Raw genomic sequence first — 16,995 nt, forward strand, 5'->3', positions numbered from 1 at the left:
GAGATATAATGGTAGATATTAGAAAAATTACAACCGAAAAACGTAATAAAAATACAATGGAGTTAGATGCTCAAGATACTTATAATTTAGTAAAATTGTTAAATGAAGAGGATAAAACAGTACCGTTTGCAGTTGAAAAAGCATTACCTCAAATTGCTAAAGTTGTTGATTTAATTAATGAAAAATTTATTAATGGTGGTCGATTGGTTTATATGGGAGCTGGAACAAGTGGTCGTATTGGGATTCTAGATGCAAGTGAATGTCCACCTACCTATGGAACAGACCCATCAATGGTGGTTGCTTTAATAGCAGGTGGAAAAAAGGCAATGACTGTTGCGATTGAAGGTGCTGAAGATAATGAGCAGCTGGCTGCAGAAGATTTAAAACAAATTGGATTGAATCCGAAAGATATCATAATTGGGATTGCAGCAAGTGGAAGAACGCCATATGTCATTGGTGGTATAAAATATGCAAAATCAATCGGTGTTACGACTTCATGTATTACAACAAGTGAGAACTCTATTTTAGCTTCATTAGTAGACTGTCCAATTGAGGTTATAACAGGTGCTGAACCGGTAACCGGTTCAACAAGGATGAAATCAGGTACAGCGCAAAAATTGGTGTGTAACATGTTGACAACAGCTGCAATGATTAAAATGGGTAAAGTGTATGAAAATTTAATGATAGATGTTCAACCAACCAATAAAAAGTTAATTAGTCGTGCAAATATGATCGTTTCCGAAGTTACAGGTATATCAGAAGAAGAAGCTTTTGAATATATCAAACGTTATAACTCAGTTAAAAAAGCAATATTTTCAATTTTAACAGGGGTTACAGAAGAAGAATCAATCGACTATTATTTATCTATTGAACATGGACATTTAAGAAAAGCGATAACTAATTTTAACCAAAAATAAACACCTTTAATAAGGTTAAAAGTAGGAGGAACTATGTATCAAGGAAAAATCATTAGTAAAATACAGTCATTAGATGGTTCATATACAAAAAGTGAACAAAAAATTATTAAATATTTAATTAAAAATTTAAAAGAAACCGTTCATTTATCTGTTACTGAGTTTTCTGATGAAACTGGTGTAGGAGAAACAACGATTGTCCGATTTTGTAAGAAATTAGGATATAAGGGATATCATGATTTTAAACTAGCGATTGCACAAGATTTCACCATTACTAAAAAGATTAAAAGTAATCAACAGACAGCAATATGTGATAGAGTATTTCAAAATATGATGACAGTATTAGAAGATTCAAAAAATCTTCTAGATCATAATTCTATCGATAAAACAGTGAAAATGATTGAAGAAGCAAGAAGTGTATATTTTTATGGGGTAGGAGCATCTGGAATAACCGCACAAGAAGCGCAAAGTAAATTTTTTAGAATTGCTCATAAATTTCATGTGGTAACTGATAATCATTTTCAAATGATGGCATCTCAAATTATGAGTAAAGAGGATTTAATCATTGTTATAACAATTTCTGGTAGTACAAAAGATATCGTTGATGCTGTCGCTTCAGCTAAACAACGAGGGGCGAAAGTTATCGCAATAACGAATTTTCAAAAATCACCAATCACTAAATACTCTGACATCGTGCTTTTAACATCTGGAAAAATGAGTTTATCTAGTGGGGGGTCTTTAGTTGAAAAAATATCACAATTATTCGTAATAGACATTTTATTTATGGAATATATTGCACAAAATGAAGATTACTTAGAAAATCGTAAATTAACTGCAATGTCTGTTTCGTCAAAACGTTATTAAGAAAAGAAAGAAGAGAGAGGATGTAAATAAATATGAAGCAATTAATTATCTTTTTAAGTATTAGTTTCCTTATATTTTTAAGTACTACAGCTGCTAATGTTAAAGCTGAATCAAATATAGTTCATAATAAACATGAATTCAGAGGTGTTTGGGTAGCAACAGTTGCAAGTATTGATATTGGTTATCATATTTCTGAAGATCAATATAAAGAAGAGTTTACAAAAATATTAGATACAGTAGAAGAATATAATTTTAACGCTATTATTTTCCAAGTGAGACCAACAAATGATGCATTCTATCCATCAAGTTTAAATCCATGGAGCCGTTATTTAACTGGAATTGAAGGAAAATCACCAGGATGGGATCCACTTACTTGGATGGTTGAAGAATCTCACAAACGAGGGATTGAGTTTCATGCTTGGTTAAATCCATATCGTGTTTCTCTAGAAAAAGTAGGAGATCATTATGATACAAAAGAAGATATCATAAGTTCACTTACAGACAAAAATTATGCTAAAAAGCACCCTGAATATGTTTTAGAAGGTGGAGATGGTCGTCTAATTTTAAATCCAGGTGAGCCTGCAGTTAAACAATTTATTAAAGATACAATTGAAGAGATTATTACAAATTATGATGTAGATGCAATTCATTTCGATGATTATTTTTATCCATATAGTGGGGTAAAAGGTAATCTTGATATGGAAACTTATGATACTTATAAAAATGAATATGAATCATTAGCAGATTGGCGAAGAAGAAATGTTGATGAAGTAATTGAAGGTATTAGTGGGTTAATTCGTACCTATGATCGTGAAAATGACAAAGCGGTACAATTTGGTATCTCACCATTTGGTGTTTGGAGAAATAAATCAACTGATCCATTAGGGTCTGATACAAGAGCTAGTCAAAGTTATGATATGCAATATGCTGATACTAGAAAATGGGTTAAAGAAGAGTGGCTTGATTATATTGCTCCACAATTATATTGGGAAATTGGACATAATTTAGCTGATTATGAAACATTAGCTTCTTGGTGGGCAGATGTTGTTCATGGTACCAAAGTTAATTTATATACTGGAAATGCAATCTATCGTTATGGTTCAAATTCAGCTTGGAATAAATATGATGAATTACCAAAACAATTACTATATAATAATCAATTTGAAGAAATAAATGGAAGTATTTTCTTTTCTTATAAACATTTAAGATCATCTGCTTCATCTGCACTAATTGCAGGAAGAACCTATATTAAAGAACGTATGTGGGATACAATCGCACTTCAACCAACTTTACCATTGATTAATGAAACAATTCCTGGTCAAATTGAAAATGTTTCAACAACAACAGGAAACATTAATTCTAGTGTAGATATTAGTTGGGATAAAGTTGAAAATAGTAAATATTATCTTGTTTATCGTTTTGAGAATGATCAAACAGTAGATTTAAGTGATCCTGCAAATATCTATTCGTTAGTAACGAATGATGCACATGGTGATACAGTGACTTTTACAGATACAAACTTAGTAGCAGATACAGAATATGTTTATCATATCACTGTTGTAAGTAATAGTGTTCTTGAAGGCGATGCAAAAATTGTTAGATATAGTTATTCTGATGATACAGGTAGTACAACCACAACAGAAGAAACTACAACGACAGAAGAAACTACAACAACAGAAGAAACTACAACAACTACAAAAGATACCACTACAACAGATGATACGACAACAACAACCGAAGAAGTAGATACAAATAATGATAGTGATAATTCTAATAAAAATTTATATGTACTAGCGATAGCAGCATCAGCTCTTATCGTAATAGGGTCAATTACCTTTGCATTTCGTAAAGTTAGACGAGCATAAGTAGTTAGGAGAGATTAAATTGAAAATAGCAGTCTGTATTAAACAAGTCCCTGCATCAACTGATGTAAAAGTAGACCCGATTACAGGGGTTTTAATCAGAGATGGAGCTAAAAGTAAAATGAATCCTTATGACTTATATGCGATTGAAACGGCTCTACATATTAAAGAAATTTGTGCAGATGCATCTATTGTAGCGATTACGATGGGTCCACCTCAAGCGAAAGAAGTTTTGAAAGAAGCAATTTGGATGGGGTGCGATGATGCTGTTTTAATCAGTGATCGTAAGTTTGCTGGAGCTGATGTGCTTGCAACTTCACGGACTTTAAGTCAAGGGATCGAGCAATTAGGAGATGTAGATCTTGTTATTTGTGGAAAACAAACAACAGATGGTGATACTGCCCAAGTGGGTCCTGAAATTGCAGAATTTTTGAATTTACCTCAAGCAACTTTTGTTAATGAGATTAAAGAAGTAAAAGATAAATCAATTATTGTAAGTTCAAATTACGAAAATCATTATGAAGTTTTAGAAGTTCTATTTCCTTGTTTAATTACTATTGATAAAGATATCTTTACACCACGTTTACCTTCGTATAAACGTGGCGTAAGTTATCAAAATTTAGAAATAAATACAGTTATGTTAAAGGACTTACCATTAAAAGATGAAACGATGTATGGTTTAAATGGCTCTCCAACACAAGTAGAGAAAATCTTTTCTCCGGATAAAAATACTGAACAAAAGGTCATTGAAGGTTGTGCGCTAGATGTGGCAGACGCATTATTTAAGAAACTGAAAGATAGTAAGTTTATTTAGTAAGGAGAGAGATAAAGTGAGTGAAATAAAGATAAATCATAGCCTATTAGATGATGGAAAAATTAAGCAGTTATTGAACATATGTCCTTTTAATGCATTTACCTATGAAAATAATGTCCTTTCAATTAGTTCAGCTTGTAAAATGTGTAAATTATGTGTAAAAAAAGGGCCAGCTGGTGTTTGTGAATTTATTGAAACTGTTAAAGAATCGATTAATAAAGATGATTGGAAAGGGATTTGTGTTTATGTTGAACATGATGAGGAAAGAATTCATCCTGTAACGTTTGAATTAATCGGTAAAGCACAAGAACTAGCTAAAAAAATTAATCATCCAGTTCATGCGATTATTATCGGCGATGATATTGATGATATGGTAGAAGAGATTCTACATTATGGTGTAGATGAAGTAATTAAAGTAAAAAATAATGAATTAAAACAGTTTAATATTGAATTATATACAACTGTCTTAACACAGTATGTGAAACAATATAAACCTAGTTCAATTTTAATTGGTGCAACACCATTAGGACGTTCATACGCTCCACGTGTTGCCGCAAGATTAAAAACTGGACTTACAGCTGATTGTACTTTTCTTGATGTGAAAGAGAATACCGACTTAATTCAAATTCGTCCAGCGTTTGGTGGAAATATTATGGCTTCTATTATCACACCGAATAATAGACCACAAATCGCTACTGTTAGATATAAAGTATTTAATAAACCAGAAGTAGGTAAGAAGATAGGTAAGGTCTCTTCATTATCACTAGAAGGAATTAATTTAGATACGAAAATTAAACTTCATGAAATTAAACAGAAAGAAAAAGGAATTGACATCGCTGAAGCACCTGTAATTATAAGTTGCGGAAGAAGTTTTAAATCAAAAGAAGATTTAAAAATGGTTTATGAACTGGCTAATTTGTTAGGTGCTGAAGTAGCTTGTACACGTCCATTAATTGAGAACGGCTGGTTTGACCCAAGAAGACAAATTGGTTTAAGTGGTCGTACAGTTGCACCTAAATTATTGATTAATTTAGGAATATCTGGTGCTGTTCAATATGTTGCTGGAATCAAAAATAGTGAAACGATTATTTCAGTTAATATTGACAAAAATGCTTCAATCATGGATGTATCTCATCTAGGAATTATTGGTGATATCTATGAAGTAATACCAAATCTAATTAAAAAAATCAAAGAAGATGGTGAGATTAATGGCATATAAACAAATAGAAGAACAAGATATATTATATTTTAAAGAAGTTATTTCAGATGATCGTGTATTTTCTCATGATGAAATTAATGAAGATTATGGAAAAGATGAATTAGGGACCATTGAAAAAATGCCAGATGTTCTCATTCAAGTACAATCTACAGAAGAAGTATCGAAAGTGATGCGTTATGCTTATCAAAAAGTTATCCCTGTTGTCGTTCGTGGAGCTGGAACAGGGTTAGTAGGTGGCTGCGTCCCTTTATATGGGGGTATTGTTTTAGATACTTCGAAAATGAATCAAATAGTAGACCTTGATGAAAATAATCTTACCTTAACCGTTGAACCAGGTGTATTACTAATGGATATATATGATTATGTTGAACCAAAAGGTTACTTTTATGCACCAGATCCTGGTGAAAAAAGTGCAACCATTGGAGGAAACATTAGTACGAATGCAGGTGGTATGCGAGCAGTAAAATATGGCGTAACTAGAGATTGGGTTCGTGCATTAGAAGTTGTTTTACCAAATGGTGATGTGGTTACATTAGGAAGTAAAGTGGTAAAAGATAGTACAGGTTACCCTTTAAAACAGCTGATGATTGGTTCTGAAGGAACCTTAGGTATCATCACTAAAGCTGTCTTAAAATTGATGGCACTTCCTAAGTATAATATGAGTTTATTAGTTCCATTTGAAAATATTGAAAAAGCGGTCAATGCGGTAACAAATATTACTAAATCTGAAACAATTCCAACAGCTATTGAATTTTTCGAAAGAAAAACAATAGAATTTTCAGAAATCTTTTTAGGAAAGAAATTTCCTGATACTAAACATGATGCTTATATTTTATTGACTTTTGATGGTAATAATCAGAGTCAAATAGATCATGACTATAAGACAGTTGCAAATTTATGTCTAGATGAATTAGAAGCGAAAGATGTATTTATTGTTGATACAGATGAACGTAAAGATTCAGTTTGGAAAGCAAGAGGCGCATTTTTAGAAGCGATTAAAGCATCCACTACTGAAATGGATGAATGTGATGTTGTTGTACCTAGAGATAAGGTAGCTGAGTTTATTTTATTTACCCATCAAATATCTAAAGACTTAAATATTAGAATTCCTAGTTTTGGTCATGCAGGTGATGGAAATTTACATATTTATGTTTGTAAAGATGATTTAAGTGATGAAGAATGGGAAACTAAGTTAAACCAAACATTTGCATTAATGTATCAAAAATCAATTGAATTAAAAGGTTTAGTTTCAGGTGAGCATGGGATTGGATATGCGAAAAAATCTTTCTTAAAAAGTCATTTAGGAGAATCTCAAATGCAGTTAATGCAAGGAATTAAACGTGTGTTTGATGAAAAGAATATTTTAAATCCAGGTAAAATAGTTGAATAGAAAAGATAAAGAGTAAATAGTTTCAAGACTATTTACTCTTTTTTTTCTAAGTATAGTACTAGATAACAAGACAACCACCTTCCTTTTGGAATTCGCCAGAGACGGTGATGTATCAGCATTTAGTATGGTTGATGAAAATGAAAACTCAAGAATTACTGTATTATATATGACAGAGTTTAAGTATTTAATTAGTGAAGATAGTGAATCTAAGTTAGCGCTTAAATATGCGCTAGATGACACTTCAAATGAATTTGAAGCGAGTTTAGGTTATTTTACAGAGTTTCGAGATGACTTTATTTTTGAAGAGAAAACAGAGAATGTAGCTGTTGGTGATATCAATACAACATGTTATGAATATACTTATCAAGGGATAAGTTATAAGAACTATGTAACAGATGAGGATAAAATAATTAAAATAGAGTATGAAGATGAAACAGGTTTTACTACAGTAGAGATTAAGAATTTAAAATTAACAGATATTGATACTAGTCTTTTAACAGAACCAACTGAAGAAGCAGGCTATAACATTACAGATCTAACAGACATGTCATAATTGAATAAAAAGGGCCTTTAATATAAACCTATAAGGCTCTTTTTGTTATAATAAAAGGGATGTATGATATAATATGATTATATAGATGAATTGAGGGATAAGATGAAATATTTTATTATGAGTGATATCCATGGTCATTATAAGGAAATGATGGAAGCTTTAAGTAAGACAGATTTTGATATGAACAATGAAAAACACAAACTCATTATTAATGGAGATATGTTTGATAGAGGTAATCAAAGTAAAGAAGTATTTGAATTTTTATACCCTTTAAGTTTAGATGGAAAAGCAATCATATTAAAAGGAAATCACGAATTTTTTTTAGAAGAGTTTTTAGAGGGAAATAAGGAGAGGGTTGAATTTAACTGTACTTATAATGGTTTTAAAAAGACTTTATTATCATTTATCCCTAATTATGATAAGATTTCATTTGAAAATGCAAGTAGAATTTTACACAAACAATATCCTTACCTAAAGAAGTGGCTTTCTAATCTACCATATTATTTTGAAACTAAACAATATGTTATCACTCATGCAGGATTAGATTTTAGTCATGGGGATTATAGATTAGGTAATTTTAAGCGAGCAGTTTGGACTAAACCAGAGGAATTTTTTGAAATTGATTTAGAAAAAGAGTTTAATTTTAAAAAGATTGTAGTGGTAGGTCACAGGTTTACTAGTAAAATAAGAAGTTATTTTAATTTGATTGATGAAGATAAACATTCAATATATTATCATAAGGATAAGCAAAAGATTGGTATAGATGGAGGATGCTATCATTCTAAACGGATTAATGTATTTGAAATTATCGAAAATTGATGAGGTACAGCACAAAGTTTTATCGGAATCGGTGCTGGTGCTTTAACAATATCACATTCAAATGACAGTTATTTCTGGTTTGTTCTCAATTTACTGGTATGGATGTAAAAACAGCTTATAAAACACATACTATGGCAACACTTATTCAGGGAACAGTCACAATCATCGTAGTAAGTATTTTAGCAATAATATTATAATTAGATTAATTTTGGAGAAGGGTGAAAATTATGAAAATAGTAATCGCAATTGATTCCTTCAAAGGATGTATGACAACAAATGAAGTAAGTCAAGCAGTTGAAAAAGGAATTAAGCAAGTTTATGAAGATGCAAATATCATCAAGGTTCCGATAGCTGATGGTGGTGAAGGAACAGTTGATATTTTAATCGAAGGATTAGGTGGACATTTCGTATATAAAGAAGTAAATAATCCTTTGATGAAACCAGTGTTAGCTAAATATGGTATACTAAATGATCAAACCGCTATTATTGAAATGGCAACTTGTTCAGGATTACCACTGTTAAAAGAGAGTGAACGTAATCCTTTAAAAACTACAACCTATGGTGTTGGTGAATTAATAAAAGATGCGATTAACAAAGGGTGTCGTGATTTTATCATTGGAATTGGTGGTAGTGCGACAAACGATGCTGGAATGGGTATGTTAGAAGCGCTTGGTTATAAATTTTATGATGAGAATCATCAACTCCTTAAAGGTATTGGTGAATCATTGAATTATGTACATCATATGGATGATTCAGGTAAGTTAAAAACATTGGATGAATGTCGTTTTTCTGTATTATGTGATGTGGATAATCCCTTCTTTGGTCCAAAGGGTGCCTCTTATGTTTATGCAAAACAAAAAGGGGCAGATAAGGTTATGGTTGAAGAATTAGATCAAGGATTGAAACATTTTGCATCATTTATAGAAGAAACCCTTGGTAAAAATATCAGTTCATTTAAAGGTGCAGGTGCTGCTGGTGGGTTAGGTGGCGGAATTCATGCTTTCTTAAATGGAGAATTATTACCAGGTATAGAAATTATCTTTAATAAACTTGATTTAGAAATTAAAGTTAAAGATGCAGATATTTTTATCACAGGTGAAGGTAAAATGGATTTCCAATCAGTGATGGGTAAAGCACCAATGGGTGTATCTCAATTAGGAAAAAAACATCATATTCCTGTCATTGGAATCAGTGGTTCATTAATGGATGATGCTTATAAATTACATCAAGAGGGGATGACCTCACTATTTTCTATTATGAATTATCCAATGTCTTTAGAGGAAGCAATGGACAAAGAAAAAGCAATGAACTTTGTTGAAAAGAATACGAAAGAGTTATTTAGATTAATTAAGAGTATTAAATAAAATAAAGAACATTTTCCCAAGGAAAATGTTCTTTTAATTTGTTTTTAGATACTTTCTAAAGCTTGTTTTAAATCATCAATAATATCTTCTACATCTTCTAATCCCACTGAAATACGAATGAGTTCATCAGATATTCCAGCTTTTAAACGTTCTTCTTTTGTATATGGAGAATGTGTCATACTAGCAGGATGTTGTATTAATGATTCTAAGTCTCCTAATGAAACAGCTAATTTACATAGTTTTGTTGAATTGATAAGTTTTTTACCTTCTTCTAATCCACCTTTTAATTCAAATGAGATAATACCACCAGGTAATTTCATTTGTCTTTTTGCTAGTTCATGTTGTGGATGAGATTCTAATCCAGGATAGTAAACGCGTTTAATTTTTGGATGGCTTTCTAAATATTTTGCTACTTCTAAAGCATTTTGACAATGTTTTTCCATACGAACACTGAGTGTTTTAATTCCTCTAAGTACTAAGTAAGAATCAAATGGTGACATAACAGCACCTGTCATATCTTTTAATCCAAAATAACGGATATCATTTAATAATTCTTTTTTAGCACAAATTAGTCCAGAGATAACATCACCATGTCCATTTAAATATTTTGTTCCAGAGTGAATAACAATATCAGCACCTAAATCCATTGGTTTTGTTAGATAAGGTGTTGAGAATGTATTATCAACCATGAGATATGCATTAGCTTCTTTCGCAATATCTCCTAATGCTTTTATATCAATTAATTTTAATGATGGATTGGTTGGCGTTTCACAATAAATAACTTTTGTATTCGGTTTAATCGCATTTTTTACGTTTTCAGGATTACTTGCATCAACAAATGTAACTTCAACCCCAAAACGTGTTAAACCATGTGAGAAATAAGCGAAGGTACAACCATATAAATTAGTGTCACTAACCATGTGGTCACCTTGTTTTAGAACACTCCATAGTGGAGTAGACACGGCACTAATGCCTGAAGCGGTTGCGATACAACCATCAGCATTTTCTAAAGCAGCCACTTTTTCTTCTAATACTTTAGTGGTTGGATTTCCAAGTCTTGTATAAATGTAGCCTTCTTCCTCTAAATTAAAACGTCTTCCACCTTGTTCTGCACTATCAAATACGAAAGTAGATGTTTGATAGATTGGTGTAGCGAGTGTGCCATGAGGATTATTATCATGTCCTACATGGATTGCTTTTGTAGAAAAACCTTTATGTTTCAAATTAATCCCTCCTATAATAATATAATAGCACTAAATGATAGCGTTTTCAATATTAAATGCATTTTTATGTCGATAATTTAGAGATGTATTGATATCAGACTTTCCTATTAATATGTGGATATGTTATAATGGATTTATTATTGTAGGTGATGTAGTATGAATTGTCAATTTAGTAATAAAAAATTTTCTGATGCGTTAATTGATTGGTATAAAAAAAATAAAAGAGTGTTACCTTTTAGAGAAAATCAAGAGCCTTATCGAATATGGATTAGTGAAATTATGCTCCAACAAACACAAATGAAAACCGTAATTCCATATTATACACGTTTTATAAAAAGGTTTCCGACAATAAAAGAACTGGCTAGTAGTTGTGAAGAAGAAGTTTTAAAGTATTGGGAAGGATTAGGATATTATTCACGCGCAAAAAACATTTATAAAACGGCTCAAGATATTGTTTCAAAATATCATGGTGTTTTTCCTAGTGATTATAAGACAATTCTATCTTTAAAAGGAATTGGGTCTTATACAGCTGGTGCCATTAGTTCAATCGCATTTAATAAACCTTATCCTGCTGTAGATGGGAATGTTATGCGTGTTTTAAGTCGTGTATTAGATATATGGGATGATATTCGTTTATCAAAAACGAAATCAATATTTGAATCAATTGTTAAAGAATTAATCTCTAAGGATGACCCTTCATCTTTCACGCAAGGTCTAATGGAGTTAGGAGCACTTATTTGTACACCAAAAGGTCAAAAATGCCATTTATGTCCAGTTAATTTTTGTTGTAAAGCATATCATGAAGGTTATGATGATGAGTTACCTGTTAAAGGAGAGAAAACGAAACAGACTAAAGTTAAATTAGTCATGGTCATTATCGAAAATGATAAAAATCAGTTCTTAGTGAGGAAAAGAAGTGCTAGTGGACTCCTTGCTAACTTTTGGGAATTCATACAATTTGAATCAAAAACTTTTGAGGAGTTTCAACAAAATTTATTCGACCATGATGGAATTGAAATTAAAGAAGAATCTTATTTAGGTGAGTTTAAACATGTTTTCACACATCGTATTTGGGAGATAAAAGCCTATTTAGCGACCCTTTATGATTCATCAGATTTGCCACATCATTTTAAGTTGGTCACAAAAGATGAAATTGAGAAAATTTCATTTTCAACAATACATAAAAAAATATTGCATCAGTTTAAGTAAAGAAAAGGGTGATTTGTTATGAAAAAGATTAGTTTAAAGGAATTATTAAAACAGAAAAGGGAGTCTCGAAGGGATTTTGAATTATACGATACCTTTAGTATATTAGCATCACTTGATATATATTCTATAGAGAGATACTCTGATGAGTTATTACTAAAGAAATATTTAGAGAATGTTACCCATAATAAAAGCCTAACATTTTTAGAAATACTACGTCGTATATATCATATTAAAGATGAAATTGCTGAATTATTATTTAATCAATTTAATGTTAATCCTCATAATCCATATTTAAATGAACTCATAATCGCATTAAATAATCGAGCGAATGGATTAAAAATTGATGATCATAAAATGAAAGAACCTCTAGATAATACTGATATAACTCTCGCAGATTTAGGAATTATTTTGTTTAAGGAATTACGTTTTGTAAATCCAGACCAACCTGGGAATGAAGATATTATTTGGGATGCATTAAAAGAAGATAATGTGCAAATGGTAAAAGCTTTTTATACGAATGCTGAATTGAATATTAAAGTAAGAAATTATTATAATGAAACCTTACTTCATTTAGTTTCAAATGAAAATGCAGAAAAAAATCTTAGGTTGCTTATTGAACTTGGAATACCTATCAATGAACAAAGTGATGAAGGGAAGACTGCTTTACATAACGCTCTGTATCAAAAAGCAGATGATTGTGCAAAGACATTAATTGAACTAGGTGCATCTATCAATATTAAAGATATTTACGGTAATACACCGCTTCATATTGCGTGCTATCATCAAAATAAGGAATTAATCGGATTGCTTATTTCACATCAAGCTAAATTATCAGTATTTAATCAAAATAATGAAACGCCATTATCTTTATCGATAGGTCATGATAATGTTGATATTATTAAGTTATTAATTGATAGTGGACTAAATCTAAACCAATATAATAAAAATAACCATGTTTATTTTAATGTTGCTACTTATAATTCCCTTCATGCTTTTCAATATTTCTTAGAATTAGGAATTTCTCCAAATATAAAAGATAATGATGGATATACCCCTCTTCATGTCTCGACTTACTGTAATCATATAGAAATTACGAAACTTTTCATCGCAGAAGGAATCTCTGTAAATGAAAAAAGTAAGCAAGGAATTACACCTTTACATCATGCTGTTTTATCAGGTTCATTAGAAATGACAGAATTACTGATTAATTATGGAACTAAAGTTAATGTAGAAAATGATGAAAGGGTAACCCCTCTTCATTTAGCAGTTGAAAAACAAAATATACCTATTGTTGAATTACTGATTAAATATCATGCAAATTTAGACGTAAAAACAAAACAGTATTTAACCCCTTTTTATTATTCGATTTTCACAGGTAATATCGAATTAATCAAACTTTTAATTGAAAAAGGAGCTAATATAAATATTGGTGCTGATGATAATAAAGCAATTCCCCTTCATGAAACAGCTCATTTAGGACGATGTGATATTGCTCAATTACTTGTCGAGAATGGAGCACTGATTAATGCTCAATCAAAAACAGGAATAACCCCACTACATAATGCGGTAATATATAATGAAATAGATCTTGTCAAATTATTCATCGAAGAAGGGGCTGATATTGAATTAAGTAATGAAACAAATATATCACCTCTACAAACGGCTGCTCGAAATGGATTTATTGATATTGTACAACTATTGATAGAGAACGGGGCTTATATAAACACCCACACTAATAAAGGGATAACGCCACTCATGAGTGCTATTAGCAATAATCAATTTGAGACAGCAAAATTATTAGTTGAACATCATGCTGAAATCAATGTTAGAAACAAATTAAAACGATATCCAATTCATTATGCTGCGGAATCAGGTAATATAGAAATTGTAGATTTGTTAATCAAAAATGGAGCTGATGTAGATGTACGGGCTGAAAAAGGGATGACAGCACTACATTTTGCGGTCACAAAAAATCATAAAGAAATTGTACAACTTTTATTAAATGCAAACGCAAATATGAATTGTTATGGAGCATTTACACTTTCTTTCCAATCGCCCCTATTAATGGCTAGATTCAAAAGAAAAAAAGAAATTATAAAGTTATTTAAATCTCAAGAAGATTATCACTTTATTAAGCATGAACTAGTCCCAATATTATACCACTTGATTTTCATTTTGATTTATCTTTGTACCTTTATTATCTGTGGTATCATCATATACTATTTTGAGAGATAGTCTGATTAATTTGACTATATAAAAAACCATCTTATCATATTGACAAGATGGTTTTATTATTATTTATTTTCTTTTTGTTTAATATATTCATCAATTGATTGAGCGGCAGTTTTTCCTGCACCCATTGCTAATATAACGGTTGCTGCACCAGTTACTGCATCTCCACCAGCATAGATACATTCACGAGTAGTTGCCATTCCTTCGTTTACAACTAAGCAACCCCATTTGTTTGTTTCAATTCCTGGTGTGGTTTGACGGATTAATGGATTTGGTGATGTTCCAATTGACATAATTACTGTATCAACATCAATGGTATGGTTTGATCCTTCTATAGACATCGGACGTCTTCTACCAGAAGCATCAGCTTCTCCTAATTTCATCTCAATACACTCTATTTTAGTTACTTCATTATTTTCATCGCCAAGAATTTTAACTGGATTATTGAGTAACTTGAAGATGATACCTTCTTCCATTGCATGATGGACTTCTTCTTTACGTGCTGGTAATTCATCTAACGAACGACGATAGATAATATAAACATTTTCAGCACCTAATCGTTTAGCACTTCTAGCGGCATCCATCGCAACATTTCCACCACCGATAACCGCAACAGATTTACTTTTTCTAATTGGGGTATCGTAGCCTTCTATATAAGCTTTCATTAGATTAATACGTGTTAAATATTCATTTGCTGAATACACACCGATTAATGATTCACCTTCAATATTCATAAAGTTTGGTGTTCCAGCACCTGTTCCTACAAAGATGGCTTCATAACCCATTTCTTGTAACTCATCAATGGTTAATATTTTTCCAATAACCATATTTGTCATGATTTTAACACCAAGGTCTTTTAAATTATCAATTTCTTTTTGTACAATGCTTTTTGGTAAACGAAATTCAGGAATACCATAGACTAATACACCACCTGGTGTGTGGAAAGCCTCAAATATAGTAACTTCATAACCTAATTTCGCTAAATCAGAAGCACATGCAAGTCCACTAGGTCCAGAACCAACAACAGCGACTTTATGTCCATTAGTTTCTGGCTGAACTTGTTTTTCTGTACTATGTTTCATATGATAATCAGCAACAAAACGCTCTAAACGACCAATCGCTACTGGTTCTCCTTTTATTCCTCGTACACATTTTTGTTCACATTGTGTTTCTTGTGGACAAACTCGTCCACAAATAGCAGGAAGTAGATTTGATTCAGTAATACTTTTATAAGCTTCTTCAAAGTCTTTATTTGCAACATGCTGTATGAAATCAGGTATATTTACTGAAACAGGACATCCAGATATACAAGGTTTGTGTTTACAGTTTAAGCAACGTTGTGCTTCTTCAACTGCCATATCTTCAGTATAACCTAAGGTAACTTCTTTGTAATTCTTATTTCTTATATTTGGGTCTTGTTCTGGGATAGCGACCTTTTTTAATGACATGTTAGGCATTGTGAACCCCCTTAAATAATCTACATTTATGATTTCTAGCTTCTTTTTCTTCATTTTTGTAAAATTTATTTCGAGTAATTAATTCATCAAAATCAACTTGATGACCATCAAAGTCCGGTCCATCTACACAAGCAAATTTAGTTTCTCCATTCACTGTGACGCGACATCCACCACACATACCAGTTCCGTCAATCATAATTGGGTTTAAACTTACTAATGTTTTAATGTTATATGGTTTAGTTACAAGTGACACATATTTCATCATCACTAAAGGTCCAATAGTGATTACTAGATCATATTCATTTCCTTCATCAATTAAACGTTGAAGAATATTTGTAACTAATCCTTTTTCTTTATAACTACCATCATCAGTACAAATAAATAGGCGATTAGATACTTTTTCCATTTCTTTTTCTAAAATAACTAATTCTTTATTTCTAAAACCTGCAATGACATCAACTTCAACACCCATATTAAATAATGCTTTAGCTTGTGGAAAAGCAATTGCACAACCAACGCCACCACCAACAACAGCGACTTTTTTCACATGTTCTAAGTGAGTTGGTACACCAAGTGGTCCAACAAAGTCAAGAATTTCATCGCCAACTTCTAAACTCCCTAGTAATTTAGTTGATTTTCCTACTTCTTGAAAGATAATAGTAACAGATCCCTTTTTACGATCATAATCGGCAATCGTAAGTGGGACACGTTCACCTTGTTCATCTACACGAAAAATAATAAACTGTCCTGCTTGTGCTTTTTTCGCTACAAACGGCGCATTAACTTCTAGTAGAGTAACAAATGGATTTAATTTTTCTTTTCTTATAATATTATACATTGTAATCCTCCTTATTCTAATACTTGATATAAAAAAGACATGTTCATTATATCACAAGTTTAGATACATCTAAATATAATTTTTTTAGTAAACTAGAAATTATTATATAAAAATGTAAAAATTTATGGTTTTACATATATATTAAAGCTAATTTTTAATATGTATGTAAATTCTCTTTTGATAAATAGGTTATTTATAAAAAAATATAACCATTGTATGATATAATTTTATTAAGAA

At 31.2% G+C, this 16,995-nt stretch carries 14 protein-coding genes; 11 read left to right on the forward strand and 3 right to left on the reverse strand.

Annotated features, from left to right (window positions below; translation table 11 throughout):
* Window positions 1-8: 8 nt before the first annotated feature.
* The 9 genes from murQ to KHQ81_02095 all read left to right on the forward strand — a co-directional run bounded on the left by murQ (window position 9) and on the right by KHQ81_02095 (window position 9,799).
* Complete coding sequence (gene murQ / locus KHQ81_02055; protein ID QVK18522.1) at window positions 9-917, forward strand: N-acetylmuramic acid 6-phosphate etherase; 909 nt, start codon at window positions 9-11, stop codon at window positions 915-917.
* Between the two features lie 33 nt (window positions 918-950).
* Complete coding sequence (locus KHQ81_02060; protein ID QVK18523.1) at window positions 951-1,778, forward strand: MurR/RpiR family transcriptional regulator; 828 nt, start codon at window positions 951-953, stop codon at window positions 1,776-1,778.
* Window positions 1,779-1,810: 32 nt separating this feature from the next.
* Entirely contained in the window at window positions 1,811-3,643 is a 1,833-nt protein-coding gene (locus tag KHQ81_02065; protein ID QVK18524.1) for a family 10 glycosylhydrolase, read from the forward strand.
* 19 nt (window positions 3,644-3,662) lie between these two features.
* Window positions 3,663-4,454 (forward strand): electron transfer flavoprotein subunit beta/FixA family protein, encoded by a 792-nt coding sequence (locus KHQ81_02070; GenBank protein ID QVK18525.1) that lies wholly within the window; start codon window positions 3,663-3,665, stop codon window positions 4,452-4,454.
* 142 nt (window positions 4,455-4,596) lie between these two features.
* Window positions 4,597-5,673 carry an electron transfer flavoprotein subunit alpha/FixB family protein gene (locus KHQ81_02075; GenBank protein ID QVK19525.1) on the forward strand — a complete coding sequence of 359 codons (1,077 nt, stop codon included), beginning with the start codon at window positions 4,597-4,599 and terminating at the stop codon, window positions 5,671-5,673.
* On the forward strand, window positions 5,663-7,063 hold the full coding sequence (locus tag KHQ81_02080; GenBank protein QVK18526.1) for an FAD-binding oxidoreductase: 1,401 nt from the start codon (window positions 5,663-5,665) through the stop codon (window positions 7,061-7,063). Before KHQ81_02075 ends, KHQ81_02080 begins: the two co-directional genes overlap by 11 nt.
* Before the next feature lie 85 nt (window positions 7,064-7,148).
* Window positions 7,149-7,616 carry a hypothetical protein gene (locus KHQ81_02085; GenBank protein ID QVK18527.1) on the forward strand — a complete coding sequence of 156 codons (468 nt, stop codon included), beginning with the start codon at window positions 7,149-7,151 and terminating at the stop codon, window positions 7,614-7,616.
* Between the two features lie 102 nt (window positions 7,617-7,718).
* The gene (locus KHQ81_02090) at window positions 7,719-8,435 is read left to right on the forward strand and encodes a serine/threonine protein phosphatase (protein QVK18528.1); all 717 of its coding nucleotides are present in this window, start codon (window positions 7,719-7,721) and stop codon (window positions 8,433-8,435) included.
* Window positions 8,436-8,662: 227 nt separating this feature from the next.
* Window positions 8,663-9,799 carry a glycerate kinase gene (locus KHQ81_02095; protein ID QVK18529.1) on the forward strand — a complete coding sequence of 379 codons (1,137 nt, stop codon included), beginning with the start codon at window positions 8,663-8,665 and terminating at the stop codon, window positions 9,797-9,799.
* Between the two features lie 44 nt (window positions 9,800-9,843).
* Here the strand turns inward: KHQ81_02095 and megL are convergent, their stop codons facing one another.
* The gene (gene megL, locus KHQ81_02100; protein ID QVK19526.1) at window positions 9,844-11,028 is read right to left on the reverse strand and encodes a methionine gamma-lyase; all 1,185 of its coding nucleotides are present in this window, start codon (window positions 11,026-11,028) and stop codon (window positions 9,844-9,846) included.
* A 150-nt stretch (window positions 11,029-11,178) separates the two neighbouring features.
* Here megL and mutY point away from each other — a divergent pair, with 150 nt between their 5' ends.
* Entirely contained in the window at window positions 11,179-12,231 is a 1,053-nt protein-coding gene (mutY, locus tag KHQ81_02105; protein QVK18530.1) for an A/G-specific adenine glycosylase, read from the forward strand.
* A gap of 18 nt (window positions 12,232-12,249) precedes the next feature.
* Window positions 12,250-14,466 (forward strand): ankyrin repeat domain-containing protein, encoded by a 2,217-nt coding sequence (locus KHQ81_02110; GenBank protein QVK18531.1) that lies wholly within the window; start codon window positions 12,250-12,252, stop codon window positions 14,464-14,466.
* Window positions 14,467-14,525: 59 nt separating this feature from the next.
* Here the strand turns inward: KHQ81_02110 and gltA are convergent, their stop codons facing one another.
* Together gltA and KHQ81_02120 are read right to left on the reverse strand one after the other, a co-directional pair.
* Entirely contained in the window at window positions 14,526-15,920 is a 1,395-nt protein-coding gene (gene gltA / locus KHQ81_02115) for an NADPH-dependent glutamate synthase (GenBank protein QVK18532.1), read from the reverse strand.
* On the reverse strand, window positions 15,913-16,758 hold the full coding sequence (locus KHQ81_02120) for a sulfide/dihydroorotate dehydrogenase-like FAD/NAD-binding protein (GenBank protein QVK18533.1): 846 nt from the start codon (window positions 16,756-16,758) through the stop codon (window positions 15,913-15,915). Before KHQ81_02120 ends, gltA begins: the two co-directional genes overlap by 8 nt.
* Window positions 16,759-16,995: the final 237 nt, after the last annotated feature.

This window comes from Mycoplasmatota bacterium (genome assembly GCA_018394295.1).
Lineage (GTDB): Bacteria > Bacillota_I > Bacilli_A > Haloplasmatales > Haloplasmataceae > JAENYC01.